We start from the raw sequence: 24,970 nt of genomic DNA on the forward strand, positions 1-24,970 counted from the left end.
GGCTAAGGGCTGGCGGAGGACGGCACCCCTCGTGCCGGGCGTCACTCCTTGAGGACACGGATCGTACGGAGCGTGTGGTCGGCGGTGTCGGGGATGTACATGCCCGCCGCGTAGCCGGTGCGCAGATACTCCACGACCGGTTCGGTGAGGCGCTCGCCGGGGAGCGCGGCCGGGATGCCCGGCGGGTAGGGCGTGGCCATCTCCGCGGCCACGCGGCCCGCGGCCCGGTCGAGGGGCACCGACTCCACGGCGCCGAAGTACGCGTCGCGCGGCAGGCACACCTGCTCCATGCGCAGCTCCGCGGGGGACGGCACGTCGACGCGGGGCGCGTCGGCCAGCTCGGCGCGGTGCGCGGACAGGTCGCGCAGAGCGTCCAGGAGGGGTTCGACGGTCTCGCGGGAGTCGGCGTGGGTGAGCTGCGTGCCGATGCGGCGGTGGTCGGCGATGTGCACGACGAGCCCGTGGTGCTCGCGCAGCCAGTCGGCGGCGCGGTAACCCGTCGTACCGAGCGCGGAGATGTCGATCACCGTGGGCAGCGGGTCGAGGTCGGCCGCGAGACCGGGCCCGGTGAGGTCGGCGCGGCCGTTCACGTGCAGGCCCGGGATCAGCTCGATCTCCTCCTGCGCCGCGGCGGTGAGCCGCAGCGCGCCGGACATCAGCTCGTGGCCGCGCAGCACCATCTGGCGGCGCCAGGCGTCGAGGCCCGCGTAGATGAGGACGGAGGGGCTCGTGGTGTCGAGCAGATCGGCGCGCGAGGCCAGCTCGCCGGGGTCGATGAGGTCGCCCTGGAGGTGGAAGACCGAGCCCTGTTCGAGGCCGCTGCCCATCTTGTGGATGCTGGTCACGCAGATGTCGGCGCCCGCGTCCATCGCCCACGACGGCAGGTCCTCGTGGAAGGGCAGGTGCGCGCCCCACGCCTCGTCGACGACGAGGGGCAGGCCGCGCCCGTGGCACAGCTCCGCGAGCCCCCGCAGATCCGCGCAGCTGCCGTACGGCGTGGGGCTGGTGACGAGCGCGCCGCGCGCGTCCGGGTGCCGGTCGAAGGCCTCCTTGTACGAGGCGACGGACGGCGGGTGCGCCAGGGACCGCTCCGGGTCCCACTGCGGCTCCACCCACACGGGGTCGATGCCGCACAGGATCAGGCCCGCCACGACGGACTTGTGCGCGTCCCTGCCGACCAGAAGCCGGTCCCCGGGGTGGGCCACCGTCAGCATGGCCGCCTTGACCGACAGGGAGCTGCCACAGGTGGTGAAGTACGTGTGGTCGGCGTGCACGGCGTCGGCCATGAGGCGTTCGGCCCGGCTCAGGACGTGTCCGCTCGCGCGCCGGTCGTCGAGGCCCCCGACGGCGAGCACGTCGGAGCGGAACACGGCGTCCCCCAGGACCCGCCGCGCCTGTGGATCGGCGCCGCGTGCCTGTTTGTGGCCGGGTGGCGTGAAGGCGAGCCGGCCCCGGTCGTGGTAGGCGTCGAGGGCTTCCAGGACCGGGGCCGTGGTGTGGTCGATGGGCTCCATAGGGGATGGGTACCGCGATCGCGCCGGATGTCACGTGGCGTTCAGGGCAACCGTCGGGTGCAGCCGCGCCGCCCGCGCCGCCGGGTACAGGCCCGCGAGGACGCCGATGACGAGGGTCGCCGCGAGACCGCCCGCGAGGGACCAGGGCGGCACGACCGGGGTCCAGCCCTGGGCCACGGCGAAGCCGTAGGTGGCGAGGGCGCCGAGGCCCGCCCCGGCGACGCCGCCGATGGCCGACAGGAGCAGGGACTCCGTCAGGAACTGGAGCCGGACCGCGCCCCGCGTGGCCCCGATGGCGCGCCGCAGGCCGATCTCCGTACGGCGTTCGAGCACCGAGATCACCATGGTGTTGGCGACGCCGACCCCGCCGACGAGCAGCGCGACCGCGCCGAGCCCGAGCATCAGCGCGGTCAGGCCCTCGTCGGTCGCGGTCTTGGCGGCGAGCGCGTCGGAGGGGCGCGAGACCGTCACGGAGCCCTGGGCGCCCGGGTTGACCGTGCGGGCGAGGACCGCGCGGACGTCCGCCACGGAGGCGTCCGTGGAGCGCTCGAAGACCGTCGTGGGGTGGCCGTCGAAGCCGAAGTACCGCTCCGCCGCCGGGAATCCGACGAGGGCGACCCGGTCGAGCGTCGGCACCAGCTCCACCGGCGCGAGGATGCCGACGACCACGAAGTACCGGTCACCCATCATGATCTTCTCGCCGGGCGCGGTGACGCCGAGCCGCTCGGCGGCGACCCGGCCGAGCACGGTCACCGGCAGCCGCTCACGGCCCCGGTCGAGCCAGGCGCCCTCGGCCACCCGGGTGTTGAGGGCGGAGAGCAGGTCGGGGCGGGCCGCCTGCGCGGTCACCGGTGCCGACCGCTCCTCCGGTACGGCGGCGCTGCGGCGGATGCGGGCGTCGACGTTCGCCGTCGCGGTGGCCTGCCGCACCGGGCCGATGCGCTCGACCATGGCGACGGCGCTCTTCGGCAGCTTCACCTCCTGGCCGCTCGCGTCCTTGCCGGCCTCGGCGGTGAGCAGATTGGTGCCGAGCCGGTCGAGGCGCAGCATCAGGTCGGCGCGGCTGGACGTGGACAGGCCCACGACGGCCACCATCGTGGCGATGCCGATGGCGATGCCGAGCGAGGAGAGCACGACGCGGGCGCGCCGGGCCCTGAGGCCGACGGAGCCGACGCGCAGCACGTCGGCGAGGGAGAGCCGCGCGGGCCTGAGCCGGTCCCTGCCGGGCGCGCTCATACGACGACCTCGCCGTCGCGGAAGCGGACGCGGCGCGGCAGCGAGTCGGCGATGTCGTGGTCGTGCGTGATGACGCACACGGTCGTGCCGGCCGCGTTCAGCTCGCGCAGCAGCTCCATCACCACCTGCCCGGACGCGGTATCGAGCGCGCCGGTCGGCTCGTCGGCGAGCAGCAGCCGGGGCGCGCCGACGAGCGCGCGGGCGATCGCGACGCGCTGCTTCTCGCCGCCGGACAGCTCGCCGGGCCGGTGCTCGAGGCGGTGCCCGAGCCGCACCCGCTCCAGGGCCTCGCGCGCGGCGGCGCGCCGCCGCCGCGCGGGAACGCCCGCGTACAGCAGCCCGTCGGCGACGTTGTCGACGGCGCCGCGCCCGGGGGCGAGGTGGAAGTGCTGGAAGACGAACCCGATGTACCGGGCCCGCAGCGCCGCCACCTGCGCGTCGGACAGCGCCCCCACGTCGTGCCCGGCCACGCGCACGCTGCCGGACGTGGGCCGGTCGAGGGTACCGATGAGGTTCAGGGCGGTGGACTTGCCGGACCCGGAAGGACCGACGACGGCGAGCAACTCCCCGTCGTACACGGTGAGGTCGACCTCGCGCAGCGCGGTGACACCGCCGGGGTAGACCTTGGTGGCCCGCCGCAGCTCGACGACGGCGGCGGCCTCCCGCGGCATGGCGGCCTCCCGTGGCGTGGCGGCCTCCGCCCGGGGCGCGGGGCGCCTCACTGGGCCGCCACCCCCACCCGCGTGCCCTCGCGAAGTCCGCCCCCGCGTACCTCGATCCGGCCGTCGGCCGTCATGCCCGTCTCGACGCGCACCATGCGGGACCGCCCCGACGCGGGGACGAGCTGGAGGCCGTAGCCGCCGCTCTCGCCGCGCAGGGCGACGAGCGCCTCGACCGGCACGGCCAGGACGCCGCGCCGGCTCTCGCTGACGAAGGTGACGCTCGCGGTCGCCCGCGCCGCCTCGCCGGAGAGCCCGGAGAGCCCGGAGAGCGCTGCGGCGCCGCCGTCCAGGGCGATCTCCACGGTGATGCCGTCACCGCCCGGCTCGGCCCCCGGCCCCTCGGCGCTCTCCGGGCGCACGGTCCCCGTCACCTTCCCCCGCACCTTCTTGCCGTCGGCCAGGCGGATCTCCGCCTTCGTGCCGCGCGCGGCGAGCGAGCCGTCGCCCTGGTCGAGGCCGGCCCGCACCACCGGCGTCGGCGACGCGGCGGTGAGCACCGGGCGGTCGGGCCCCGCCCGGTCGCCGAGGGCGGCGTCCGCCTCGACCACCTTGACCGGGCCGCCCTGGAACACCACCTCGCCCCTGCCGACCCGGCCGGTCGGCGTGCGGTCGAGGGACTTCTGCCACCGCTCGACGGCGGCCGCGGTCGCGGCGTCGTACCGTACGTCGATGTAGAGACCGGCCCCGAACCCCAAGTCGCGCAGGTTCCGCTCCAGTTGGAGCACGTCCGTGCCCCGGTCACCCTTCTTCATCTCGCGGAACATCGGCACCGGCCCGTACAGCAGGGTCACCGGCTTGTCGTCCAGCTCGTACAGGGCCTGGCCCTGCCGCACCGTCGTGCCCTCGCGCGCGGCCACCGTCACCGTGCCCTCCACCGCCGACTTCACGGCCCTGCGCCCGGCGAAGTCCACCGTGCCGTCCACCGTCTTGCTCACCTCCAGGTCGGTGCGGACGACCTCGGCGGTCGCGGGCGGAGCCCCGCCCTCGTCCCTGACGCCGTCCCGCTGCCCGCCCCCGAGCGTGAACGCGCCCGCCGTCACGGCCCCGGCGGCGACCGCGCCGAGCGCCACCGTCCAGCCCGTACGACGTCTCACTGCATGCCGTCCAGACCGTCGAGCAGCTTGCTGGCGCAGGCTTCGCGGGCCTGCTTGTAGACGGGGGACCTGGTGTCGAGCTTCGGTGACGCGGGGTCGGGCTCGCCGCCGGGCTGCGCGATGCCGGCGGCCATCGTCGGGTTGCGGAACCGCGAGACGCCCTTGTCCCGCATGCACTTGGCGTGCGCGAGCATCGACTCGAAGTCCTGCTGCTGATCGCGCTTGGGCTCCTTGGCCATCGCCGCGCGCAGCTCGTCGGCGCAGACGCCGTCCTTGCCGCCCTTGTACTCCTCGCCGCCGCCGCCCGGGTCGACGAGCTTCTCGATCTTGCCGAAGTCGAGGTGGCCGCTGAGCTTGGGGTCGGGGTAGTCCTTGAGTCCGGCCTTGGTGCGCATGCAGCGGACGTACGTCATCTGCGCGTCGAAGAAGGCGCTCTTGCCCGCCTTGTCGCCCGAGGAGGCGTCCGCGTCCTCGGTCTTGTCCTCCTTCTTGTCCTTGTCGGAGGCCTCGGGCACGGAGGCGACCTGGTCGTCCTTGCCGCCCCCGTCCCCGCTGTCGGAGCCGGAGCCGCAGCCGGTGGCGAGCGCGAGCAGGGGCGCCGCGACGAGCGCGACGAGCCGGAGCCGGGGTGCGCCGGAGACCGGCGCCCTGCGTGAGGTGATGGTCATGCGCCTCACCGTCCGGCCGTCACATGATGGTCCCTCCATGGCCACATGATGAGCACGTAACAATGTGCGGGCCGACCCCGTCCCACCCCTCTGACCAGCTTGGAAAGCCCGGGCCCTCGCCCATAATCGAGCGCATGCCGCATGTGCTGCTGATCGAGGACGACGCCTCCGTACGCGACGGGATGGAGCTGGTGCTGCGCCGCCACGGCTACGAGGTGTCCCTCGCCTCCACCGGCGAGGCCGCCCTCGCCCTCCTCGCGGGGCCCGGGGGCGAGGCGGTCGACATCGCCGTGCTCGACCTGATGCTCCCCGGGCTCGACGGCTTCGAGGTGTGCCGCCGCGTGCGCTCCGGTACGTCCCACGCGACGCTGCCCGTGATCATGCTGACCGCGCGCGGCGACGACACCGACGTGGTCAGGGGCCTGGAGGCGGGCGCCGACGACTACGTGGTCAAGCCCGTCACGGCGCCTGTCCTGGAGGCCCGCATCCGCGCGGCCCTGCGCCGCGCGACCCCGGTCGCCGCCCAGGACACGTACGCGGGCCTCGTCGTCGACCGCGCGGGCCTGACCGTCACCAAGGGCGGCGCCCCCCTCGCGCTGCCGCCCACCGAACTCCGCCTCCTCCTGGAACTCTCCGCCTCGCCCGGCCAGGTCTTCAGCCGCGAACAGCTGTTGCGCAGCGTGTGGGACCACGACTTCCTCGGGGACTCCCGGATCGTGGACGCCGCCGTGGGCCGCCTGCGCGCGAAGATCGAGGACGTGGCGTCCCGGCCGCGCTACGTCCAGACGGTCCGCGGCTTCGGCTACCGGTTCGGGCCGCTGTGACGCTGCCCGGCCGCCGCTCCGGAAGGCCGCGCGCCCCGCGGGGGCTGCGCACCCGCCTCGTCGTCACCTTCGTCCTCGTCGCCCTCATCGGCACCGGGACCGCCACCGCCCTCGCCTACCGCGACGCCCGTACGGCCGTCCTCAGCCGCACCCAGGAGGCCGCGCAGGACGACCTGCGCACCCGCGTCGACGCCCTCGCGCCCGACGTCGACGTGCCGCCCGACCAGCGCTCCCTCGCCGCGTTCGCGCGCTCGGTGTCCTCCGGGCTCAGCGGCTCGCCCCTGGTCGTGGCCCGGTACGAGAACCTCAAGGCGGCCTCGGGAGGGTCGCCCGACGACCCGCGCCTCACGGCCGACCTGCGGGCCGACGTCCGCGTCTCGGGGCGGATGAGCTTCCAGCGCGTCACGCGGGGCGGCGAGCCGTATCTGGCGGTCGGCACGCCCGTCACCTACGCGGGCGGCCGCGCCTCACGCCTCGAGGTCTTCGCCGTCACACCGCTGCGCGCCGAGGAGCGGGACGTCGCCGCCCTGCTGACCTCCGTGCGCGACGGACTGCTGCCCGTCCTCCTGCTCACCGCCGTGCTCGCGCTGCTCGCCGCCCGTACGGTGCTCCGTCCGGTACGGGACCTCGGCCGGGCGACCCGCCGCCTGGCCGAAGGCGACCTCGGCACCCGCGTCGAGCCCCGGGGCCGCGACGAACTCGCCGACCTGGCACGGGACTTCAACACCACCGCCGACGCCCTCCAGGCCACGGTCGCCGAGCTGCGCGACCAGGAGGCGAAGGCGCGGGAGCAGGAGGCGAAGGCGCGGCGGTTCGTCGCCGACGTCTCGCACGAGCTGCGCACCCCGCTGGCCGCCATGACGATGGTGGCGACCGTCCTCGACGAGGACGCCGACCGGCTCCCGGCCGACGCCGCGCACGCGGCCCGCACCGTCAGCGCCGAGACGGCGAAGCTGACCCGTCTGGTCGACGACCTGATGGAGATGTCCCGCTTCGACGCCGGGGTGGCCCGGTTGCACCTGACGGAGGCGGACCTGGCCGCCACCGTCCGCTCGTCCCTCGCCCTGCGCGCCTGGACCGGCCGGGTGGCCACCGAACTCCCAAGCGCCGCGCCCGCCTTGATCGACGTACGGAGGATCGACGTGGTCATCGCCAACCTCGTCGGGAACGCGCTGCGGCACGGCGCCCCGCCCGTGACCGTCCGCCTCACCACCGGCGGCGGGCTCGCCACGGTCACCGTCACCGACCACGGCCCCGGGCTGCCCCCGGACGCCCTCGCCCACGTCTTCGACCGCTTCTACAAGGCCGACGCGGCCCGCGCCCGCTCCGAGGGCAGCGGCCTCGGCACGGCCATCGCCCTGGAGAACGCGCGGCTGCACGGCGGCACCGTGGAGGCCGCGAACCGCCCCGGCGGCCGGGGCGCGGTCTTCACCCTGCGGCTGCCGCTGCGCCCGGCGGGGGAGCCCCGGTGACCCCCGTGCGCGCCGCCGCGCTCGCCCTGGCCCTCGCCGCCGCCCTCACGGCCTGCGGGGTGCGCCCCACCGGCGTGGTGACCGGCGGGGACCCGGCCACCGGCCTCACCCGGGGCATGCGGCTCTACTACGTGGACGGCACGGGCCTGCGCGGTGTGTCCCGCCCCGACGCGGCCATCAGGGACCTCGCCGGTGCCCTGAAGCTGCTCGGGTCGGGCCCGAACCGCGCCGAGCGGCAGAGCGGCCTCACCAACCTCGTCGAACTCCACGAGATCGACGTGACCGCGCGGGGCAACGAGGTCACCTACCGCTCGCCCGGCGCCTTCTTCGACTCCGACAGCGAACGCCTGCCCAACGGCCAGGTCGTCTGCACCCTGGCCCGCGCCCGCTCGTACCTGTCGTCGAAGGACGAGACCCGCCGCGTCCGCCCCGACGACGTCCGGGTCACCCTCGACAACGGCACCCACCGCTTCGGCCCCTACCGCTGCTCCCAGTTCCTGGACGGCTAGCCGCCCTGGCCCTGCTGGCCCTGCTGGTTCTTCTGGTCCTTGCGGGCGAACACGTACATCATGAACTGCTGTGTCTTCGAGCTGGACTTGGACACCAGGTCGGTGCTGATGTACAGGCGCCCGTTGGTGAAGAGCAGCTCCGAGCCGACCGGGACGATGCCGCTCGGCCTCTTGGTGGAGGTGAGTAGCTTCTTCTCGCGCAGGGTCCGCCCGTCGAGGGTCACCACCTGGACGCCCAGCTGGTCGCGGTAGGCGAGGACGTTCCCGCCGTCCATGCGGATGGGGAACAGGGGGCCCTTGCTGTCGGAGTTGCCGCGCTGCCCTGTCGTCTTCCCGGTGGCCAGCGAGAAGGCGATGACGTCGTTCGTGGAGGAGATGCCGTCCTTGGCGTTACGGCGCGCGGTCGGGACGTACAGCCTGTCGTTGCCGACGACGAGGGCCCGGCAGTCGTTGACGACGCTGGTGTCGCCGCAGTCGTGCATGTACCTCCGCTCCGGCAGCGAGATCTTCGAGCGCAGCCTGCCGCGGCCGTCGAGGGCGAAGACGTCGCTCGCCCCCTGCCCGGTGATCTCGCCCGAGTCGACGCCGACGACCACGGGGTCGGTGGAGATGACGTTGAGGTTCTTCACGCCGCCCGGCAGCTTGTACTTCCAGCGCGGCTTGCCGGACCGGGGGTCGAGGTCCTGCACCTCGTACTTCTGCGAGCCGTAGTCCCCGCAGGAGCGGATCGCGACGAGCCGGGCGCCGCCGCCGTAGCCCACGTCCCGGCAGGTGTCGCCGGACCGGGGCTTCCACCGCAGCTCTCCGGTGCGCAGGTCGAAGGCGGCCCCGCCGTAGATCCCGCCCGCGGCGGCCGTACGCCCGCTGATCGCGACGTGGTTGAACGCGACCGCATCCTTCTGGTAGCCGACCCGGACGGACTTCGTCCACAGCTTCTCGCCGGTGGCGACCTTGAAGGCCATGACCTGCGTGCAGGGCGTCCGGTAGCCCTTCTTGTCGTGCGTGGTGGGCGCGATGACCACCACGGCGATCCCGCCCGCGCCGACCTCCGGCGAACCGCCGCAGGACTGGCCCGGCTTGGGCAGCGTCCAGCGCGTGTCGCCGGTGGCCGCGTCGAGCCCCGCGATCTTCGCCACGGACGACTTCACGTACACCTTGTCGGTGAGCCAGGACCCCTTCACGGGCCAGGTGCTCTCCTTCCCGGGCAGCGTCGGCACCGGCGCCCCGCCCTGGAAGGTCGCCTTCGGATCGGCGGGCACGACCTCCTTGGGCTGGGCGTACACGGGCCCCGGCTTCTTGCCGCCCCTGCCCCCGCCGTCGTCGGAGCCGTCGGAGCGGGCGGCGACGTACCAGGCCCCGGCCCCGGCGACGAGGGCGAGCGCGGCCACGGACGCGATCACGACGGCCGTGCGGCGGCGGGACTTCGGCGGGGGCGGCGGCGCGGGCGGCCCGAAGCCCCCGGGCGGCGGCGGCACCGGAGGCCCGAACCCGGCCTGCGGCGGCCCGAAACCGCCCCCGGAAGCGGCCGGGGGGAGCGGGGGCGGCGGCCCGAACTGCCCGTGGGGCTCGGGCGGTCCGGGCGGGGGCTGCGTCATGGTCTCTCCAAGGTCTTTGCTCTGCGCGGGACTTCTCCTGCGGGGCGCGGCCCCGCCGCGGCGGGGCCGTCAGCGGATGTCAGCGGCCGAACGACACCAGGCGCCCCTGCTCCTTCTCGCCGCCGAGCCCCTCGGGGCTGAGCCGCGAAGGGGCCACGAAGATCCGCCCGCCGCTGAACAGGGTCTCCCCGGCGAACATCGGGGCCTCCCACTTCTGGGCGGGCGTGGTGTGCCGGAGCAGCTCCCGCGGCGCCCCGCCCGCGGCCGGGAACGCCACGGTGCGGCCGGTCTTGCCGGACTGCGCGCGTACGTACACGACGACCCCGGGGACCTTGCCGCCCCCGGCCTGCCGCACGGGCCTGAGCTGCCGCCCGGGCACGGCGGCGTCCCACCGCCGCTTGCCCGTCGCCAGGTCGAAGGCGACGACCTTGTTGGGCCCGAGGAGGCCGTCCTTGCCCTCGGTGGGCAGGACGAGTGCGTCACCGCCGACGGCGCCGCCGGGGCAGTTCTGCACGCCTTCCCCCGCGTCCCCCGCCCCGTCGCACATCTCGAACGTGTACGGCCCCCGGTCCATCGGGATCCAGGCGCGCTGGCGCCCGCGGCCGTCCACGGAGACGACGCTCCACTTGTCGTAGTCGCCCTGCTTCCGGACGGCGAGGACGAGCGGGTCGACGGAGTACACCTTGTCGACGCTCCAGCCGGTCCTGGTCCGGTAGCTCCACCGGACGTCACCCGTCCTGGGGTCGACGTTCTTCACCCGGCCGTGGGCCTTGGGCGCCCCGGACGCGCAGTTCTCGACGTACAGGAGCCGCGCGCCGCCCGCGACGTCGCGCAGATAGCAGGTGCCCACGCGGTCCCGCTCGGAGGAGAAGAGCCGCTTGCCGTCGCTGAGGCGGTACGTGTGGGCGAGGTCGCCCTGGCCGACGGTGACGGCGGCGCCGGTCATGGCGAGATGGACGGTGCTCGTGCTGTCCGAGAGGTCGTGCTCCTTCAGCTCGCGGTGCCAGCCCTTCTCGCCGGTCCGCAGGTCGATCTGCTGGAGCTGGTTGCACTTGCCGGAGCCGGATGTGGTGCCGTCGCCGTACGCGACGACGACGTGTCCGCCCGCGCTGTCCACGGGGGTGTCGCACACCCGGTCGGGCAGCCGCAGGGTCCAGGCCTTCTTGCCGTCCTGCGCACGGTACCCGGTCACCGTGTCGTAGAGGGCCTGCACGACGAGCGCGTCGGAGCCGCCGGGCGCGCCGCCGTCCACGGTCCACAGGTCGCCGAGCATGGCGCCCTTGCCGGGCAGCTTGACGCCGTTCAGATCGAGCCAGCCCTTGGCCTCGCCCGGCTTGCGCCCGGCGTTGACGTCCACGCGCCGCACCGGCGCGTCGGAGCCGCCGGGCGCGTCCGTCCGCTCCCCCGAGCCGGACGGCTCGCCCGGCGGCCCCGACTCCTTGGCGACGGGGGGCCGGAAACCACCCGACCCCTTGCCGCCGTCCTCCTTCAGGAGGACGTACCCGCCCGCGCCCACGGCCGCCGCCGCGAGCACGGCGCCCGCGACGACCCAGGCGACCGCGCCCGTCCGCCTCTTCGGAGAGGGGACCGGCTGGACGTACGGATTGCCGGGAACGGGCTCGTGAGGCCGCTGGGGCGGTGGACTGGCCATGACAGAAGTGTGGCCAAGGAAGGGAGTTGATGGAGATACTTTCTAGAAAATTCCTCTAGATTCTTTGCTGCGCCGAAGGCTTCGCGGGGGCGTCCGCGACGCCGGTTCTGCTCTACGCTTGAACGCATGGCGGCGGACGAGGTGACCCACGAGGTGACGCGGTGACACCGGGCGGACGCGCCCGTTCCGAGGCCCCGCGCAAGCCGGGGCGGCACCGTGTCCCCTAAGCAGCAGCGGGGCGAGGCCACCGTCGACCTCCTCCTGGACACCGCGCTCCAGGTGTACGCGCGCTCGGGCGCGCAGGGCTTCACGGTCAACGCGGTCACGGCGGCCAGCGGCGTGAGCTTCGGCAGCCTGTACCACCACTTCGGCAGCTTCGACGGCCTGGCCGCCGCGCTCTATCTGCGCTGCGTGGACGAGCTGTGCGACCCGGTGGTCGCCGCCGTCACCCGCTGCCGCACGGCCCGCACCGGCATCCGCGCCCTGGTGCGGGCGTACTTGGACTTCACCCGCGACCACCGGGACGTGGCGCTCTTCCTGCACGGCTCCGCGTACTCCAGCTATCTGGCGGCCCACGCGAAGGAGGTGATGGCGGTGAAGGACGCCAAGTTCGCGCCCATCGCCGCCTGGATGCACCCGCGCGTCACCGCAGGCGAGGTGGCCGCACTGCCGGCGCCCCTGATCGAGGTCCTGGTCCTCGGCCCCGTCGCGGAGACGGCCCACCGCTGGCTCTCCAGCACGTACGAGGTGGACCTGGACGAGGCGGCCCGGGTCCTGCCGGACCGCATCTGGCGATCGCTGCGGCCGGACTAGCGGCACCCGGCCGGGCGCCGGAGCGGGCGAGCAACTCCGCGCGGCCCCGCCTCAAGCCGGGCGTGGCACGTACGCCAAGCCGTGGGCGCCGGGTTCGCCGCGGCGGGGGACGTCCAGCCGGGCCAGGGGTTGCAGCGTCACCAGGTCGACGACGTCGACGGTGGAGGAGACGACGCAGGAGACATAGGCGAGCCTGCCGTCGGGCGACGACGTGATGGTCAGCGGGAAGTGCCCCACCTCGACCTCGCCGAGCGGCTCGTGGGTCTCGGCGGAGTACACCCGCAGGCGCCCGGGCTCGTGCCCGCCGAGGCCCGCCCCGGGCCGCATCCGCAGCTCGCCCGCGAGCAGCTTGCCCGTCGTCGTCAGGTGCACCGGGAAGACGACGTCCTCCGTGGGCAGGACGGCGGTGACGGACGCCGCCCGCGCGTCGACGACCCGGACGCCGGGCGCGGGCGGCACCCCGGCGGGCCCTTCGGCGTCCCGCGGCGGGGCGAAGGACCCGTACGGGGCGGCGACGAAGGCGTGCGTGCCGTCGGCGGAGACGGCGAGCCCCTCACTGCCCGGGACCTCGATCTTTGCCGTGAGGGTGCCCCGTTCGAGGTCGACGACCGACACGAACGGCGCCTCCTTGTTGGTGGCGTACCCGACGGTGCCCGCCCGGTCGATGGCGAACCAGTGCGGGCCCGGGGCGCCCGTGTCGATCCGCCCCAGCGGCTTGCGGCTCTCGGCGTCGATCACCACGACGCCGCCGGGCCGGTCGCCGGACCCCTCCACGCTGACGTAGAGACGGCCGCCCTCGGCGTCCAACGCAAGCCCGTGCGGGCCGTGTTCGGGCGCGAGGTCGACGACCTCCACGACGCGGCGGGTGTCCGGGTCGATGACGGTCAGCTCCGTGCCGCGGCCCGCGTTGTCGTGGTAGTAGCCGCAGGTGTACGTCGTCGCGCACCACAGCAGCCGCCGCACCGGGTCGAAGCACAGCTCGTGCGGCTCGGCGCGGACGTCCACCGCGTCGAGGAACCGGTCGGTGGCGGCGTCGAAGAACGAGACGGTCGGGCCGCTCTGGCTGACCACGGCCAGCACGTCGCCTTCGCGGCCGGCACGGGCGGACTCTTCCTGGTGGGCCTTCGGCATGACGACTCCTGCAAGAGAGAGGGAGGGGAACGCCTCCACCCTCGCCGCCGCCGCATTCCGGAGCAATGCAAGGATCGGCACTCCATAGTTGCCGCCTACGCAAAGACGCCGCTCAGGAGGGCCCATGGATCTCAACCTGCTGCGCGCCCTGGACGCCCTGCTCCAGGAGAACAGCGTGACGCGCGCCGCGGAGCGGCTCGGCACGTCCCCCGCGGCGGCCAGCCGCACCCTCGCCCGGCTCCGCCGCGCCGTCGGCGACCCCCTCCTGGTCCGCGCGGGCCAGGGCATGGTCCCCACGCCGCGGGCCCTGGAACTCCGCGAGGAGGTCGCCGTGTTGCTGCGCGGCTGCGACAACGTGCTGCGGCCCGGGGCGGGTTTCGCGGCCGAGCACCTGCGGCGCACCTTCACCGTGCAGACCATCGACCTGCTCCAGGCGGGCCTCGCCGGGACCCTGACCGAGCGTGTCCACGCGGAGGCCCCGGGCGTGGACGTGGTCTTCCTGCCGGAGTCGGTGGAGGGCGGGCCCGCCCTGCGCCAGGGCCTGGTGGACGTCGAGCTGGGCGTCCTCGCGCACCTGGACCCGGAGACCCGCACCCGGCACCTCACCAGCCTGACCCTGGTCGGCGTGGCCCGCGCCGGGCACCCGCTGTTCGACGGGCCCGTCGACGCCCGCCGCTTCGCCGAGGCCGGGCACATCGGCATCTCCCGGCTCGGCAAGCGCCTCGGCCCCATCGACACCGAGCTGGCGAAGCTGGGCCTGCGCCGCCGGGTCGCGGTGGTCGTCCCCAGCCACACCGGCGCGCTGCTCCTCGCCCGGGACACCGACCTCGTCGCCCTGACGCTGCCCGACTGGCTCCCCGGCGCGACCGAGGCCCTGGGCCTGCGGACCTTTCCCGTGCCGCTGCCCCTGCCGCCGATCGACCTGGGCATGGCCTGGCACCCGCGCAACGACGCCGACCCGGGCCACCGCTGGTTCCGCGGCCACCTGGCGGCGGCGGCCCTCGCCCCGCGCGAGACCCGGTCCCAGGTGGTCCCAGGCGGTCCTAGGCGCCCGAGGTGACCCGGGCGGCGCCGGGCCCGGCCGGGGCGCCGCCCGGCGTCACCCGCGCCACCTCCACCAGTCGCTCCCGCAGCCGCTCCACCACGAGCCGCATGTTCTTGTACGCGGCGTCGGTGTCCGGGTAGCGGCAGGCGAACTGCAACCCCTCGTGGAGGCGGGTGATCCAGGCGCACACCTGGTCGCCGTACGACACCCGGAGCAGTCCGTACGCCTTCAGCTCCTGCCACCGCTCCGAGCCGGGGATCGACCGCGTGTCGACGTACGAGACGATCGAGTACAGGTCGGGGGACGTGGGCCGGAAGTCGGCGCCGAGGAGCGGGAGGATCCGCGCGATCGGCATCCGCGACAGCGGTCTGGCCTCGCGAAGGGCCGCGCGGACCATCCGCAGCGCGTCGTCGAAGTCCACCGCGTCGGCGATGGGCACCTCGATCGGCGCCCCGCCCACGTACCAGCCCACGGACTCGGCCCACTGGGAGCGGGCCCGGGTGTGGAAGGGCACGACGGTGCGGTACACGCGGAGCCCGCTGATCTCCCGGGCGATGAGGGCGACGGCCGCGAGGACGCCGACGAGGCTGCCGCCGTAGGGACGGCAGTACGCCTCGAAGGCGGCGGCCTCCGCGTCGCCCACGAGCGTCTCGTGCAGCAGCCGCTGCTCGGGCAGCGGGCCCTCGGGGTCGAGGCCGAGGTCCACGGGGAAGTTCGGCAGCTTCCCGTCGCACCGGCCGATGAACTCCCGCCAGCGCGCCACGATCGCGTGCGCGGCGTCGATCCGGTCGGCGTCCGTGCGCTCGCTCGCGCAGAAGTCGACGTAGCTGGCGACCGGCGCGGCGGCCACGGCGGTGCCCCCGAGCCCGGCGGCGTACAGCTCGTGGATCTCGGCGGTGATCCGATGGATCGAGTACGCGTCGACGTTGCTGTGGTCGAACGCCATGCACACGGTCGCCCCGTCGTCCCGGACGATCGCGGTGAAGATGAAGTTCGGCCAGGTCAGCGCGTCGGCCGCGGTGTCGAAGCGGTCCTGGAGGTAGCGGGTCAGGGTCGCGGCGTCGGTGAAGGCACCGCCGTCCGCGCGGTGCAGCGCCACATCGTCGGCGGCCAGCGTGAAGCGCCGCATCTCGTCCCCCGCCCAGCGGAAGCCGCTGCGCAGCGTCTCGTGCCGCAGCGTCCAGGCGCGCAGCGCGTCCTGGAGCACGTCGAGGTCGATCCGCCCCGGCAGGTCGAAGACGGTGCCGAGCCAGGTCGGCACGAAGAGGCCGTCGCCGCGCACCGTGCGCGAGGTGCGGATGTGCGACTCCTGTACGTACGCGGGCGGCCGGACGTCGTCGGGCAGGTCCCGCGCGGCCCCCACCGCGGCCGGGTGCAGCGTCCACTCCACGAGCCGTCCGGGACGGAGTTCGCACCGCTGAAGATCGGTCATGCGCATGGGGCTCTCACCTCACCTGCCCTCGGGAGGCCGACGCCGGGCAGCACTGTCGATCCATGCCTCCATGCCGCTCGGGCACCGCTCACACCGCACTGAGGGGATCAACGAGCGTAGGGGCAAAAGGGCCCGGGCCGAGGACTTCAGGCCCCGGTCGGCTCAAAACCGATGCGGCAGGGCCCGCCCGGCTCCGCCCGCGCCTTGCCCGCCACCGCGTCGCACAGCTCACCGAAGGCGGCGAGCTGCTCGGGCGTCAGCGCGTCGACGAACCACGCGCGCACGTGGGCGACATGGCGCGGCGCCGCCGCCTCTATCGCCGCGCGGCCGGCGGCCGTCAGGACGATCTCGGAGTACCTGGTGTCGTCCGGGCACGCCCGGGTCTAGCTTCGGGTTGACGTATCAACCTGATGTGTGGACTCCGAAGAGGGGCAGCCGAATGACGAGCGAGCGCGAGCAGGACGGACCCCTCAGCGGCAAGGCCGCCCTGGTGACCGGCGGGAGCCGGGGCATCGGCGCGGCCGTCGCCCGGCGCCTCGCCCGCGAGGGCGCGGCCGTGGCGATCACCTACCACTCGTCGCCCGGCAGGGCGGACGGCGTCGTCGCGGACATCGAGTCCGAGGGCGGCCGGGCCGTGGCGATCGCGGCGGACTCGGGCGACGCGGAGGCGGTCCGCGCGGCGGTCACCGGCACCGTGGCCGCCTTCGGCCGCCTGGACGTCCTGGTGAACAACGCGGGCATCGGCACCATGCGCCCGCTCGGCGAGCTGACCGTCGACGACTTCGACCGGGACGTGGCGGTGAACGTCCGGGCGGTGTGGGTGGCCGCGCAGGAGGCCCTGCGGCACATGGGCGACGGCGGCAGGATCATCTCGATCGGCAGCGTCTTCGCCGACCGCATGCCCTTCCCGAACGGTACGACGTACGCCCTCACCAAGGCGGCCGTCGCCGGCTTCACCCGCTCGCTCGCCCGGGAGCTGGGCCCGCGGGCGATCACGGTCAACAACGTCCAGCCCGGCCCGGTGGCGACCGACACCAACCCGCCCGAGGGCCCCGTCGCCGACATCATGACCGGCCTGACCCCGGCGGGGCGCTACGCGACCCCGGACGAACTGACGGGCCTGATCGCCTACTTGGCGGGCCCCGAGTCGGCGTACGTCACGGGCGCGACCCTCAACATCGACGGCGGCTTCCTGACCTGAGCGCGGGCGCTCACCCCGGGGCGCGCCGCACGCCGGGCGCGCTCGACGCCGTGGGTCCGAGCAGCCGCGTCATGGCCTCGGCGGCCCGGACCGCGGCGTCACCGCAGCAGTTGTTGAACAGGACGTGCACCCGCTCGACCCGCCCGGCCAGGGTCCGCAACCTCGGCAGCCACTCGGCGAGTTCGCCGTCCCCGTACGCGTGCCGGAACCGGTCCTCCTTGCTCCCGGTCCCCCAGGCGGGGCTGCGCCCGTGGAACCGTACGACGGACAGGCGCGGCGTGGTGACGGGCGTGACCGGCGGCACCGAAGCGGGCAGCGACTGGTTCATGTCGACGGCGACGGCGGCCATGCCGTACCGCGCGAGCAGCGCCCGCGTGGCCCCGCCCCACGCGGCCGACCACCACGCCGGGTGCCGGAACTCCACGGCGACGGGCCACCCCCGCGTGCGCCGGGCGCAGTCCGCGAGGAACGCCCCGGCCCGCGGCCCCGGCCGGAACCACGGCGGGAACTGGAACAGCACGCTGCCCAGGCGTCCCGCCTGGCGCAGCGGGGTGATCCCGGCGGTGAACCGCGCCCACACCTCGTCGAGCACGCCCGGGTCACGGTGGTCGTTCGGCACCCCGTCCGGCATCGCCGTACCGCGCGTGGGGTGCCCGGTGAGCAGGGAGAACGCCTTCACGTCGAAGACGAACCCGGCCGGCGTGCGCTCCGCCCACAGCCGGCTGTTCCGCGCGCTGGGCAGCGCGTAGTAGGAGGCGTCGACCTCCACGACCGGGAACCGCTCGGCGTAGTGCCGCAGCCGCCCCTCGGCGTCGCGCCGCCCCACCGGATACCAGCCGCTCCCGACGAGGCCGCGGTCGGTCCACGAACAGGTGCCCACGAGGATGTCGCCCATTGTGTGCGGCTACCCGGCGCCCCGGCGGCCAGTACGCGCGCCGCCGTCTCGTCTCAACTCGTCCACGGCGCGCGCCGGTCGGCGACAGTGGGTCACGGCCGGCGATCCGGTCGGCCGCCCGAGCGCACCGAGACAGGAGCCCCGTCATGCCCCGACGCCCCCTGAGCCGTCGTGAGCGCCTCACCCTGCTGGGATTCGTCCTCAGCGGCCTGGTGTCCGCCCTCGTCGGAGCGGCCGCCGACGAGACCCTCCGCGCCCTGGTGTCCTGAGCGGCGGCCCTGGACACCCTGCCCGCGGCCGAATCCGTGACTCTCCCGGCGGCCGCGCCTCCCACACGCAAGGATGCTTCGATGACCGGTCGCAAGAGTGGTGCGCGGCAAGGGAGCCAGCGACGGATCCCGCAGCCGCTGGGCGTGACCCCGGCGCCGCTGCGGGACTTGAAGGAGTACGTCTACGAGCTGTACGTGGACGCCGGTGCGCCCGCCACCCAGCGCATGGCGGAGGAGATCGGGCAGGACGACGCGTTCCCCGGCAGCCCCTCGAAGGCCACCATCCACCGGATCATCGGCTCCACGGAGCTGCCGACGGGGCAGGAGGACGTCGTCTCCGTGGCCCTGCTCCTGGCCCGGTGGGCGGGCCGGGACCCGGTCCGGGTGGGCACCCGGGTCGGGCGGATGTGGGTCGCCGCCCAGCTCGCGCAGCCGCTGGGCAGCCCGGTCGTCGACCTCGACCCCTTCGCCCTCGAGGTGCACCGGGCCATCAGCGTGCCCGGCGGGAGGCCGCTGCCGCGGCTGCCCGCGTACGTACCGCGGGACCACGACGCGGCCCTCGCGGCGCTCGTGGACCGGGCGACCGGCGGCGAGAGCCTCATGGTCACGCTGGTCGGCGAGTCCTCGACGGGGAAGACCCGCGCCTGCTGGGAGGTCCTGCGGCGCCTTCCGCCGGGCTGGCGGGTGTGGCACCCCTTCGACCCGTCGCGCCCGGACGCCGCGCTCGTGCACCTCGCGGAGGTCGGCGGGCAGACGGTGATCTGGCTGAACGAGATCCAGCACTACCTCCTCGCCCCCGACGCGAAGACCGCCGAGGGCATCGCCGCGGGCCTGCGCTCCCTCCTGACCGACCGGCGCCGCGGCCCCGTCCTGGTCCTCGCCACCATCTGGCCCCGGTTCTGGGAGGCCCTGACGCTGCCGTCGGCCACCGGCGCGGACGACCGCTTCGAGCAGCAGCGCAAGCTCCTCACCGGCCTCGGCCGGTGCGTCGTGGTGCCCAAGGCGTTCACCGAACACGACCTGCGCGAGGCCCGGTGGCGGGCGCGTGACGACCCGCGCCTCGCCAGCGCCCTGGCGGGGGCGAGCGACGGGGAGATCACCCAGTTCCTCGCAGGGGTCCCCGAGTTGATGCGCCGCTATCTGTGCGCGCCCCCCGCGGAGAAGGCCCTGATCCACGCCGCCATGGACTGCCGCAGGCTCGGGCACGGCCCCCTGCTCCCGCACGAGCTGCTCGCCGAGGCCGCCGAGGGCTACCTGAAGGACCAGGAGCGGGGCCTGCGCGGCAGCGGCTGGCTGGAGGAGGCCCTGGCGTACTGCGCGACGCCGTGCCACGGGGTGCCGGGGCCGCTGACGCCCGTGGCGACCCGGAGCGGCGCGCTCACGGGCGGGGCGTACCGGCTCGCGGACTACCTGGAGCAGTACGGCCGCGTGGAGCGCCGCCTCATGAGCCCTCCGGCCCTCTTCTGGGAGGCGGCCGGGCGCCACTGCCTCACCACCGACGACAGCGTCACGCTTGCCCGGGCCGCGCGGACGCGGGGGCGCCTGCGGATCGCCGCCCGCCTCTACGGCAGGGCCCTGAAGGCCGGGAACACCGACGTGCGGCCCGAGCTGGGCCGCCTCGCCGAGGGCGTCGGCGATCTCGACCGGGCGAAGGACTTCTACGAGGCCGCGTGGGAGGACGACCACCGGGCGCGCTGGGAACTGGTCCGTCTTCGCCAGCTCAAGGGCGAGCCGGGCCGGGCGGAGGAACTGGCCCACGAGGCCGCCAACCAGGGCGACAGCTCCTGTCTGACCCGTCTCGTCCGGCTCCGCCAGGAGGCCGGGGACGAGGAGGGCGCCCAACGCCTGACCAGGAACGCCGCCGCCACGGGCAAGATCAGGACGTACGCGGGACTCGCCCGGTCCAGGGAGGAGGCGGGGGACCGCCAGGGCGCCGAGGATCTCGCCTTCCTCGCCCTGACCCGGACCGGCAGCACGTACGCCCTCTCCGACCTGGTCGGCCTGCGGGAGAAGGCGGGCGACGGCGCGGCGGCGGAGCGCCTGGTCCGCGCGGCCGCCGCCCGGGGCAAGGTGCGGCCCGCGCTGCGCCTCGCCGGGGTGCGCAGACAGGCGGGGGACCGGCAGGGCGCGGCCCGCGCGCTCGACCTCGCCGCGGACTCGGGCAGCATCTTCGCCCTGACGGAGCTGGCCCGCCTGAAGCGGCGGTGGGGCGACAGCGAGGGGGCCGAGCGGTTTCTGACCGCGGCGGTGCGCCAGGGCAGCGTGTACGCCCTGACGGAGCTGGCCAGGCTGCGGGAGAAGGCCGGGGACAGGGCGGGCGCGGTGCGCCTCTACCGCAGCGCGGCCTCCTGCGGCAGCACGGACGCGCTCGCCCATCTCGCCCTGCTCAAGGAGGAGGAGGGGGCGGGCGCGGAGGCCGAGAGCATGGCGTGCGGCGCCGCGGGCGGCGGCAGCACCTTCGCGCTCCTCGAACTGTCCTGGCTGCGCGAGAAGAACAGCGACTCCGAGGGCGCCGAGCGCCTGGCCCACACCGCCAACCGGGCGGGGAACTCCGGCGCGTTGGTCCTCCTCGCCCGGCTGCGCGAGAAGTCCGGCGACAAGGCGGGGGCCGAGGCGCTCGTGCTGCGCGCCGCCCGGGCCGGGGACGCCCAGGTGCTCAACGAGTTCGTGCTGCGCCGGGAGAAGAGCGGCGACAGCGAGGGCGCCGAGCGCCTGGCCGCCGCCGGGGGCGGGCGGGTCCTGCTGCAACTGGCCCGGCTGTGGGAGTCGGACGGCAGGAAGCCGGAGGCGGAGCGCCTCTACCAGCGCGCCGCCGACCAGGGCCGCACCCAGGCCCTGGGGGAGCTGGCCCGTCTCAAGCAGCAGTCCGGCGACCACGAGGCGGCCGAGCACCACGCCCGCGCCGCCGCGCACGCCGGCCATGTGGAGGCCCTCGCCGATCTGGCCCGCCTCTGCGCCCACCGGGGCTCCCTGGCCGAGGCCGACGGCCTCTACCGCCTGGCGGTGAACGCGGGCCACGACGCGTCCCTCCCGGCCTGGGCGGCGCTGCGCGCGCGCACCGACCACCGCTGGCGCGACCTGCCGTGCTACGGCCTGACGGCGGAGGGAGACCTCGCGGGCCCTTGGCGCTTCGCGCCGCGCAGGACCTGAGCCGGCGCCGGGCCGGCCGTCGGGGGAGCGGTCAGCTCGGGCCCGGCGCGGTCTCGGACGCGGCGCTCGCGGCACGGCGGTACTCGGCGTTGATGCGCTGTGCGTCCTCGAGCTGGTCCTCGAGGATGACGATGCGGCACGCGGCCTCGATCGGGGTGCCCCGGTCGACCAGCTCGCGGGCGCGGGCGGCGATCCGGAGCTGATAGCGCGAGTACCTGCGGTGTCCGCCCTCGGAGCGCAGCGGAGTGATCAGACGAGCCTCGCCGATGGCTCGGAGGAAGCCGGGGGTGGTGCCGAGCATCTCGGCGGCCCGGCCCATGGTGTAAGCGGGGTAGTCGTCGTCGTCCAGACGACCGCTGAGCGGATTATCTGCTGCCATGTCACCTCGTTGTGCAACGCGTCGAGGGGCCCCGATGCCGTACGGCACCAGGGCCCCGAAGGGAATTCAACACCATCTGTCGGCCCTCATGCTGTGCCGACCTTCTGATTCCGCTACCGGTCCCGGCGAGGGGAGGGGTGCGGGGATCGCTGCTGCGTGACCGGGAACCACCATCCAATCCGGGTTGTCGCGGAACCCGGACCGAGCTTGCCGGACCGGGCGATCCTGATGCTGCGGTACTGCGTTGGTGCTGCGTACCCGCCAGTTCGTGTCTGCCGGGTCTTGCTCGACCGTCTCTACGAGAGAAAGCGTAGCCAGGCTGTGGGTCAATGTCTACCTTGGTGAGGACAGATTTTGTGGTGCGGTGGTCATGGGGATCGGGAGCGAGGGGCGGCACGAGGAAGAGGGCCCTGCCGACACGTGTGTCGGCAGGGCCCTCTACAGCTCTCTGATGGCGGTCTCCCGCCGAGCCTCACTCCTCCGTGGAGATGGCGGCGCCCCCGAGCAGCGCCGAAGCGTTCTCGAACGGGGTGGGCGCGCCCGCGGGCGCGATCTCGGGATGCGCGTGGCAGGTGAAGCCGAGGCGGGTCATGGCCCGGACGACCTCGCCGCTGGTGAAGTCGCGGGGGTCCTGCCGGGTGACGACCTGACCCACTTGCTTGACCGGGTAGCGGCGGCGGCCGATGGTCACGGACTCACCGGTGACGGCCTCGGGCGCGACGCCCTTCATCGAGGCCAGCACTCCGTCCTTGGTCAGCTCGAACGGGTACCGGGCGATGACACAGCGCATTGATGCCTCACAGAGGAGAAGAGCGGGGGAGAAGGGTGATGGTCAGGGGCCGACGGTGAGGACGTCCCGCAGCCGGAGCCGGTCGGTGTACGCGGGGCCGCGGCGAAGAACAGCGAGCCCGGCCAGGGTGATCAGGCCCGTCTTCTGCTCGTCCCCGTCGCAGAGGACGAGGTGATCGACCCGGGCACCGGCCATGAGGGACAGCGCCACCTCGACGGTCATGTCGTCACAGACCCGGGGGGAGGGGTCCACTCCATGGTGCTGCGTCTGAGCCTGCGTCATGGGGGCCTCCTGAGAAGGGCTGGATTCAATCCGGCAGGTCCGCCACCGGGAGCGGGAACGGTACGACCGCGGCGGGCGGCGGCACAGAGAATCACCATCAGGGGCCGGGGGCCGAAGGCCGGATCCGTACCCTGAAACGCGGCGAGCTGGGGCCCGCACCCCAAGGTGCGGGCCCCAGCTACGAAGTACGCGCGGTGAAGCCGGTGTCAGGCGGGAACGATGTTCTCGGCCGTCGGGCCCTTCTGGCCCTGCGCGATGTCGAACGTCACCTTCTGGCCTTCCAGCAGCTCACGGAAGCCCTGGGTGGCGATGTTCGAGTAGTGGGCGAAGACGTCGGGGCCGCCGCCGTCCTGCTCGATGAAGCCGAAGCCCTTTTCCGCGTTGAACCACTTCACGGTGCCAGCAGACATAATCATTTCTCCTTCGGAGGCGGTTGCAGGAATCCGCTCTACGAATTCCGTGTCGCCGTGCTGATTACCTCGTCGGAAATGAACCCTCTGGCAACCACACCTGCAACTGAGATCGACAGTAGCACGCCGAGTTCGCCCCCGCCCGGTTGTTGATTTCAATCCGCCCGGCGACCGAGGAATGCTCGCCGGGCGTCGCATCTATTTCTCATTTTGTGAGCACAGATATTGCTCTCCGGGGGCACGGCGTTTTGGCCACCGCCTCCGCCCCCGGCCCTGTGACCTCCATCGACGAGGTGTGGGGCCGGCACCGTGGCCGACGGAAGAGGTCCGCAGGGAGCGGGGGCCTTCGACAGGGGCGACACGCGCGCCGAGTTGGTGAGGCGTGCAGGGAACACCCCCTGAGACACCTGCCGAACCATGGCTCCCCTCAAGTGGCCACCTGACTCTCCCCTGATATCCCGTTCCGCGAGGACCCGAGGGACGGATGCGCTCATTTGCTGTGCGGCGCCGGCTGCCGGAGGTAATCATGTCCCTATGCCGGAAGCAATATGGATCAAGTTGATCGGCACATTACCGAGCCTCTTCCGGGTGGCCTTCGCCACCATTGGCTATCTGGCGCTGCGAGGTGAGATCATCCAAAACCTGGTCCCGAGGCTCACGGCACTGCGGGCTCTCGGGGTCGAGGTGGAGATGACAGAGCAACTGCTGGACGAAGCCGCCCGACTCGGTGATACCCCGGCACCCTGAGATCAGCGGCTCCTGGACCAGGCTCTTCAGACCCATGGGCATGGTCGTGGATACGGCTCGTTCGACCGACGAGAGGCTGGTCGCGCTGCGCCGTAGCTCGTACGACGTCATCCTCAGCGACGTACACCGTGACGGGGACCCGCAGGCGGGGATCCGTCTGCTGCGGAAGTTGGAAGAAAGAAACGTCGCTGTGCCTGTCGTGGTGCACGCGGCGAACTTCGACCCCGAATCGGGGGCGGATCGCCGCATATTCGCCGCGACCAACCATCCGGTGGAGATCGTGCACTACGTGATCGACCTGATGGAACGAAGCAGGTTCGGGGCACCGGAGGTCTGAACAGCAAAAAGGCCCGGTCTCTGACCGGGCCTTCATCGTGGAGCGGGTGACGAGAATCGAACTCGCGCTCTCAGCTTGGGAAGCTGATGTTCTACCATTAAACTACACCCGCGCGGTACACCGGTTGAGCCGGTTTCGTACTGTCGGACACTGTACCCCATCCCAGGCCCCGGGCATCGAGCCCCTGGGGCCTGACTGCGCTGCGTGGGCTCTGGGTGACTGCGGGCGAAGGGAGTTGGGGCGTACGGTGGGGCCCTCTCCGAGGTGGCAGTGGGTCGCTTGGGGGGTCGCTCCGGGGTCTCCCGGGCGTCGCTCCTGGGGAGGTCCGGAGGTGGATCCGGGGAGTGGTGTGTGGGGGTCGTGAGGGGTCCCCGTGGGGTCGGAGTGCCGCCTGGAGCGGCGTCCCTTTCATCCCGTAATGTGGCTTTCGTCGTCCGCCAGTTACGGCTTTGGGGAAGGGACTCAAGCAGTTGATGGATCGCACCGTCGTCCGCTGTGCCGAGGGGCACGTGTTCAGCACCGCTTCGTTCCCGATGCAGCAGGCCGACCGGCTCGGGCCGGGCCGCCTGCTCCGCTGTCCGCGGTGTGCGCGGTTGCGGCACGCGGTGCCGGTGGAGTTCGAGAAGCGGTAGGGAGCGGCCCGGTGCCGGGAGCGGGTGCCACGGCCGGGGCCGGCCCCGGCCACCGTGGCCCCGCGACCGGCGCCCCGCCCCGCGACCGGCGCCCCGCCCCGCGACCGGCGCCCCGCCCCGCGACCGGCGCCCCGCCCCGCGACCGGCGCCCCGCCCCGCGACCGGCGCCCCG

General features: G+C 73.9%; 26 protein-coding genes and 1 tRNA gene. 11 read left to right on the forward strand and 16 right to left on the reverse strand.

Translation table 11 applies throughout. The features are described from left to right. Positions 1-41: 41 nt before the first annotated feature. From AC07GB_RS04565 to AC07GB_RS04585, 5 genes are read right to left on the reverse strand one after another with little or no spacing between them, the layout of a single operon-like run. A complete protein-coding gene (locus AC07GB_RS04565; protein WP_478841725.1) occupies positions 42-1,514 on the reverse strand; it encodes an aminotransferase class I/II-fold pyridoxal phosphate-dependent enzyme in 1,473 nt (490 codons plus the stop codon). Between the two features lie 30 nt (positions 1,515-1,544). Beyond that, entirely contained in the window at positions 1,545-2,750 is a 1,206-nt protein-coding gene (locus AC07GB_RS04570) for an ABC transporter permease (protein ID WP_478841726.1), read from the reverse strand. Continuing rightward, positions 2,747-3,421 (reverse strand): ABC transporter ATP-binding protein, encoded by a 675-nt coding sequence (locus AC07GB_RS04575; protein WP_478841727.1) that lies wholly within the window; start codon positions 3,419-3,421, stop codon positions 2,747-2,749. The genes AC07GB_RS04570 and AC07GB_RS04575 overlap by 4 nt, the downstream gene beginning before the upstream one ends. Positions 3,422-3,468: 47 nt before the next feature. Next, the gene (locus tag AC07GB_RS04580; protein ID WP_478841728.1) at positions 3,469-4,566 is read right to left on the reverse strand and encodes an efflux RND transporter periplasmic adaptor subunit; all 1,098 of its coding nucleotides are present in this window, start codon (positions 4,564-4,566) and stop codon (positions 3,469-3,471) included. Further along, positions 4,563-5,234 carry a hypothetical protein gene (locus AC07GB_RS04585; RefSeq protein WP_478841729.1) on the reverse strand — a complete coding sequence of 224 codons (672 nt, stop codon included), beginning with the start codon at positions 5,232-5,234 and terminating at the stop codon, positions 4,563-4,565. Before AC07GB_RS04585 ends, AC07GB_RS04580 begins: the two co-directional genes overlap by 4 nt. Before the next feature lie 134 nt (positions 5,235-5,368). Here AC07GB_RS04585 and AC07GB_RS04590 point away from each other — a divergent pair, with 134 nt between their 5' ends. From AC07GB_RS04590 to AC07GB_RS04600, 3 genes are read left to right on the forward strand one after another with little or no spacing between them, the layout of a single operon-like run. Beyond that, a complete protein-coding gene (locus AC07GB_RS04590) occupies positions 5,369-6,058 on the forward strand; it encodes a response regulator transcription factor (protein WP_478841730.1) in 690 nt (229 codons plus the stop codon). A gap of 2 nt (positions 6,059-6,060) precedes the next feature. After that, a complete protein-coding gene (locus tag AC07GB_RS04595) occupies positions 6,061-7,530 on the forward strand; it encodes an ATP-binding protein (RefSeq protein WP_478841774.1) in 1,470 nt (489 codons plus the stop codon). Then, positions 7,527-8,039 (forward strand): GerMN domain-containing protein, encoded by a 513-nt coding sequence (locus AC07GB_RS04600; RefSeq protein ID WP_478841731.1) that lies wholly within the window; start codon positions 7,527-7,529, stop codon positions 8,037-8,039. The genes AC07GB_RS04595 and AC07GB_RS04600 overlap by 4 nt, the downstream gene beginning before the upstream one ends. Here the strand turns inward: AC07GB_RS04600 and AC07GB_RS04605 are convergent. Further along, on the reverse strand, positions 8,036-9,634 hold the full coding sequence (locus tag AC07GB_RS04605) for an outer membrane protein assembly factor BamB family protein (RefSeq protein ID WP_478841732.1): 1,599 nt from the start codon (positions 9,632-9,634) through the stop codon (positions 8,036-8,038). The two genes, AC07GB_RS04600 and AC07GB_RS04605, sit on opposite strands and share 4 nt — an antisense overlap. Before the next feature lie 79 nt (positions 9,635-9,713). Beyond that, complete coding sequence (locus AC07GB_RS04610; RefSeq protein ID WP_478841733.1) at positions 9,714-11,285, reverse strand: outer membrane protein assembly factor BamB family protein; 1,572 nt, start codon at positions 11,283-11,285, stop codon at positions 9,714-9,716. 216 nt (positions 11,286-11,501) lie between these two features. Between AC07GB_RS04610 and AC07GB_RS04615 the strand changes: the two genes are divergently transcribed. Then, on the forward strand, positions 11,502-12,098 hold the full coding sequence (locus tag AC07GB_RS04615; RefSeq protein WP_478841734.1) for a TetR/AcrR family transcriptional regulator: 597 nt from the start codon (positions 11,502-11,504) through the stop codon (positions 12,096-12,098). A gap of 51 nt (positions 12,099-12,149) precedes the next feature. Here AC07GB_RS04615 and AC07GB_RS04620 read toward each other — a convergent pair whose 3' ends face one another. Then, positions 12,150-13,229: a YncE family protein gene (locus AC07GB_RS04620; RefSeq protein ID WP_478841735.1), complete on the reverse strand. Its 1,080-nt coding sequence runs from the start codon at positions 13,227-13,229 to the stop codon at positions 12,150-12,152. Positions 13,230-13,353: 124 nt separating this feature from the next. Between AC07GB_RS04620 and AC07GB_RS04625 the strand changes: the two genes are divergently transcribed. Continuing rightward, the gene (locus tag AC07GB_RS04625) at positions 13,354-14,289 is read left to right on the forward strand and encodes a LysR family transcriptional regulator (protein ID WP_478841736.1); all 936 of its coding nucleotides are present in this window, start codon (positions 13,354-13,356) and stop codon (positions 14,287-14,289) included. Here AC07GB_RS04625 and AC07GB_RS04630 read toward each other — a convergent pair. Together AC07GB_RS04630 and AC07GB_RS04635 are read right to left on the reverse strand one after the other, a co-directional pair. Continuing rightward, on the reverse strand, positions 14,273-15,712 hold the full coding sequence (locus tag AC07GB_RS04630) for a condensation domain-containing protein (RefSeq protein WP_478841737.1): 1,440 nt from the start codon (positions 15,710-15,712) through the stop codon (positions 14,273-14,275). The two genes, AC07GB_RS04625 and AC07GB_RS04630, sit on opposite strands and share 17 nt — an antisense overlap. Before the next feature lie 140 nt (positions 15,713-15,852). Next, a complete protein-coding gene (locus AC07GB_RS04635) occupies positions 15,853-15,990 on the reverse strand; it encodes a hypothetical protein (protein WP_478841738.1) in 138 nt (45 codons plus the stop codon). 155 nt (positions 15,991-16,145) lie between these two features. Here AC07GB_RS04635 and AC07GB_RS04640 point away from each other — a divergent pair, with 155 nt between their 5' ends. After that, entirely contained in the window at positions 16,146-16,907 is a 762-nt protein-coding gene (locus AC07GB_RS04640) for a 3-oxoacyl-ACP reductase family protein (protein WP_478841739.1), read from the forward strand. A 10-nt stretch (positions 16,908-16,917) separates the two neighbouring features. Here AC07GB_RS04640 and AC07GB_RS04645 read toward each other — a convergent pair whose 3' ends face one another. Continuing rightward, positions 16,918-17,802, reverse strand: a complete 885-nt coding sequence (locus AC07GB_RS04645) for a DUF72 domain-containing protein (protein WP_478841740.1) — start codon at positions 17,800-17,802, stop codon at positions 16,918-16,920. A 146-nt stretch (positions 17,803-17,948) separates the two neighbouring features. On the opposite strand from AC07GB_RS04645, the gene AC07GB_RS04650 reads away from it, so the two are divergent. Then, positions 17,949-18,071, forward strand: a complete 123-nt coding sequence (locus AC07GB_RS04650) for a hypothetical protein (RefSeq protein WP_478841741.1) — start codon at positions 17,949-17,951, stop codon at positions 18,069-18,071. Positions 18,072-18,152: 81 nt separating this feature from the next. Continuing rightward, positions 18,153-21,221 carry a hypothetical protein gene (locus AC07GB_RS04655; RefSeq protein WP_478841742.1) on the forward strand — a complete coding sequence of 1,023 codons (3,069 nt, stop codon included), beginning with the start codon at positions 18,153-18,155 and terminating at the stop codon, positions 21,219-21,221. A 31-nt stretch (positions 21,222-21,252) separates the two neighbouring features. Here the strand turns inward: AC07GB_RS04655 and AC07GB_RS04660 are convergent, their stop codons facing one another. The 4 genes from AC07GB_RS04660 to AC07GB_RS04675 all read right to left on the reverse strand — a co-directional run bounded on the left by AC07GB_RS04660 (position 21,253) and on the right by AC07GB_RS04675 (position 23,082). Then, positions 21,253-21,600: a helix-turn-helix domain-containing protein gene (locus AC07GB_RS04660; RefSeq protein ID WP_478841743.1), complete on the reverse strand. Its 348-nt coding sequence runs from the start codon at positions 21,598-21,600 to the stop codon at positions 21,253-21,255. A 472-nt stretch (positions 21,601-22,072) separates the two neighbouring features. Beyond that, a complete protein-coding gene (locus AC07GB_RS04665; protein WP_478841744.1) occupies positions 22,073-22,390 on the reverse strand; it encodes an SCO5918 family protein in 318 nt (105 codons plus the stop codon). Positions 22,391-22,432: 42 nt separating this feature from the next. Next, positions 22,433-22,672: a CBS domain-containing protein gene (locus tag AC07GB_RS04670; protein ID WP_478841745.1), complete on the reverse strand. Its 240-nt coding sequence runs from the start codon at positions 22,670-22,672 to the stop codon at positions 22,433-22,435. Between the two features lie 206 nt (positions 22,673-22,878). Next, positions 22,879-23,082 carry a cold-shock protein gene (locus AC07GB_RS04675; RefSeq protein ID WP_478841746.1) on the reverse strand — a complete coding sequence of 68 codons (204 nt, stop codon included), beginning with the start codon at positions 23,080-23,082 and terminating at the stop codon, positions 22,879-22,881. A 534-nt stretch (positions 23,083-23,616) separates the two neighbouring features. Between AC07GB_RS04675 and AC07GB_RS04680 the strand changes: the two genes are divergently transcribed. Together AC07GB_RS04680 and AC07GB_RS04685 are read left to right on the forward strand one after the other, a co-directional pair. Next, complete coding sequence (locus AC07GB_RS04680) at positions 23,617-23,829, forward strand: hypothetical protein (protein WP_478841747.1); 213 nt, start codon at positions 23,617-23,619, stop codon at positions 23,827-23,829. A gap of 34 nt (positions 23,830-23,863) precedes the next feature. Further along, complete coding sequence (locus AC07GB_RS04685) at positions 23,864-24,166, forward strand: hypothetical protein (protein WP_478841748.1); 303 nt, start codon at positions 23,864-23,866, stop codon at positions 24,164-24,166. A gap of 38 nt (positions 24,167-24,204) precedes the next feature. Here the strand turns inward: AC07GB_RS04685 and AC07GB_RS04690 are convergent. After that, positions 24,205-24,278: transfer RNA gene (locus AC07GB_RS04690), tRNA-Gly, on the reverse strand. A 361-nt stretch (positions 24,279-24,639) separates the two neighbouring features. On the opposite strand from AC07GB_RS04690, the gene AC07GB_RS04695 reads away from it, so the two are divergent. After that, the gene (locus tag AC07GB_RS04695) at positions 24,640-24,798 is read left to right on the forward strand and encodes a hypothetical protein (protein WP_478841749.1); all 159 of its coding nucleotides are present in this window, start codon (positions 24,640-24,642) and stop codon (positions 24,796-24,798) included. Positions 24,799-24,970: the final 172 nt, after the last annotated feature.

The sequence above is a fragment of the Streptomyces sp. NPDC045778 genome (genome assembly GCF_056431945.1).

Coding starts and splice junctions, on each gene's coding strand:
- AC07GB_RS04565 (WP_478841725.1), bottom strand. CDS start 1,514: ATGGAGCCCATCGACCACACCACGGCCCCGGTCCTGGAAGCCCTCGAC.
- AC07GB_RS04570 (WP_478841726.1), bottom strand. CDS start 2,750: ATGAGCGCGCCCGGCAGGGACCGGCTCAGGCCCGCGCGGCTCTCCCTC.
- AC07GB_RS04575 (WP_478841727.1), bottom strand. CDS start 3,421: ATGCCGCGGGAGGCCGCCGCCGTCGTCGAGCTGCGGCGGGCCACCAAG.
- AC07GB_RS04585 (WP_478841729.1), bottom strand. CDS start 5,234: ATGACCATCACCTCACGCAGGGCGCCGGTCTCCGGCGCACCCCGGCTC.
- AC07GB_RS04590 (WP_478841730.1), top strand. CDS start 5,369: ATGCCGCATGTGCTGCTGATCGAGGACGACGCCTCCGTACGCGACGGG.
- AC07GB_RS04605 (WP_478841732.1), bottom strand. CDS start 9,634: ATGACGCAGCCCCCGCCCGGACCGCCCGAGCCCCACGGGCAGTTCGGG.
- AC07GB_RS04610 (WP_478841733.1), bottom strand. CDS start 11,285: ATGGCCAGTCCACCGCCCCAGCGGCCTCACGAGCCCGTTCCCGGCAAT.
- AC07GB_RS04620 (WP_478841735.1), bottom strand. CDS start 13,229: ATGCCGAAGGCCCACCAGGAAGAGTCCGCCCGTGCCGGCCGCGAAGGC.
- AC07GB_RS04625 (WP_478841736.1), top strand. CDS start 13,354: ATGGATCTCAACCTGCTGCGCGCCCTGGACGCCCTGCTCCAGGAGAAC.
- AC07GB_RS04630 (WP_478841737.1), bottom strand. CDS start 15,712: ATGCGCATGACCGATCTTCAGCGGTGCGAACTCCGTCCCGGACGGCTC.
- AC07GB_RS04640 (WP_478841739.1), top strand. CDS start 16,146: ATGACGAGCGAGCGCGAGCAGGACGGACCCCTCAGCGGCAAGGCCGCC.
- AC07GB_RS04645 (WP_478841740.1), bottom strand. CDS start 17,802: ATGGGCGACATCCTCGTGGGCACCTGTTCGTGGACCGACCGCGGCCTC.
- AC07GB_RS04650 (WP_478841741.1), top strand. CDS start 17,949: ATGCCCCGACGCCCCCTGAGCCGTCGTGAGCGCCTCACCCTGCTGGGA.
- AC07GB_RS04655 (WP_478841742.1), top strand. CDS start 18,153: ATGACCGGTCGCAAGAGTGGTGCGCGGCAAGGGAGCCAGCGACGGATC.
- AC07GB_RS04660 (WP_478841743.1), bottom strand. CDS start 21,600: ATGGCAGCAGATAATCCGCTCAGCGGTCGTCTGGACGACGACGACTAC.
- AC07GB_RS04665 (WP_478841744.1), bottom strand. CDS start 22,390: ATGCGCTGTGTCATCGCCCGGTACCCGTTCGAGCTGACCAAGGACGGA.
- AC07GB_RS04670 (WP_478841745.1), bottom strand. CDS start 22,672: ATGACGCAGGCTCAGACGCAGCACCATGGAGTGGACCCCTCCCCCCGG.
- AC07GB_RS04675 (WP_478841746.1), bottom strand. CDS start 23,082: ATGTCTGCTGGCACCGTGAAGTGGTTCAACGCGGAAAAGGGCTTCGGC.
- AC07GB_RS04680 (WP_478841747.1), top strand. CDS start 23,617: ATGCCGGAAGCAATATGGATCAAGTTGATCGGCACATTACCGAGCCTC.
- AC07GB_RS04685 (WP_478841748.1), top strand. CDS start 23,864: ATGGGCATGGTCGTGGATACGGCTCGTTCGACCGACGAGAGGCTGGTC.
- AC07GB_RS04695 (WP_478841749.1), top strand. CDS start 24,640: ATGGATCGCACCGTCGTCCGCTGTGCCGAGGGGCACGTGTTCAGCACC.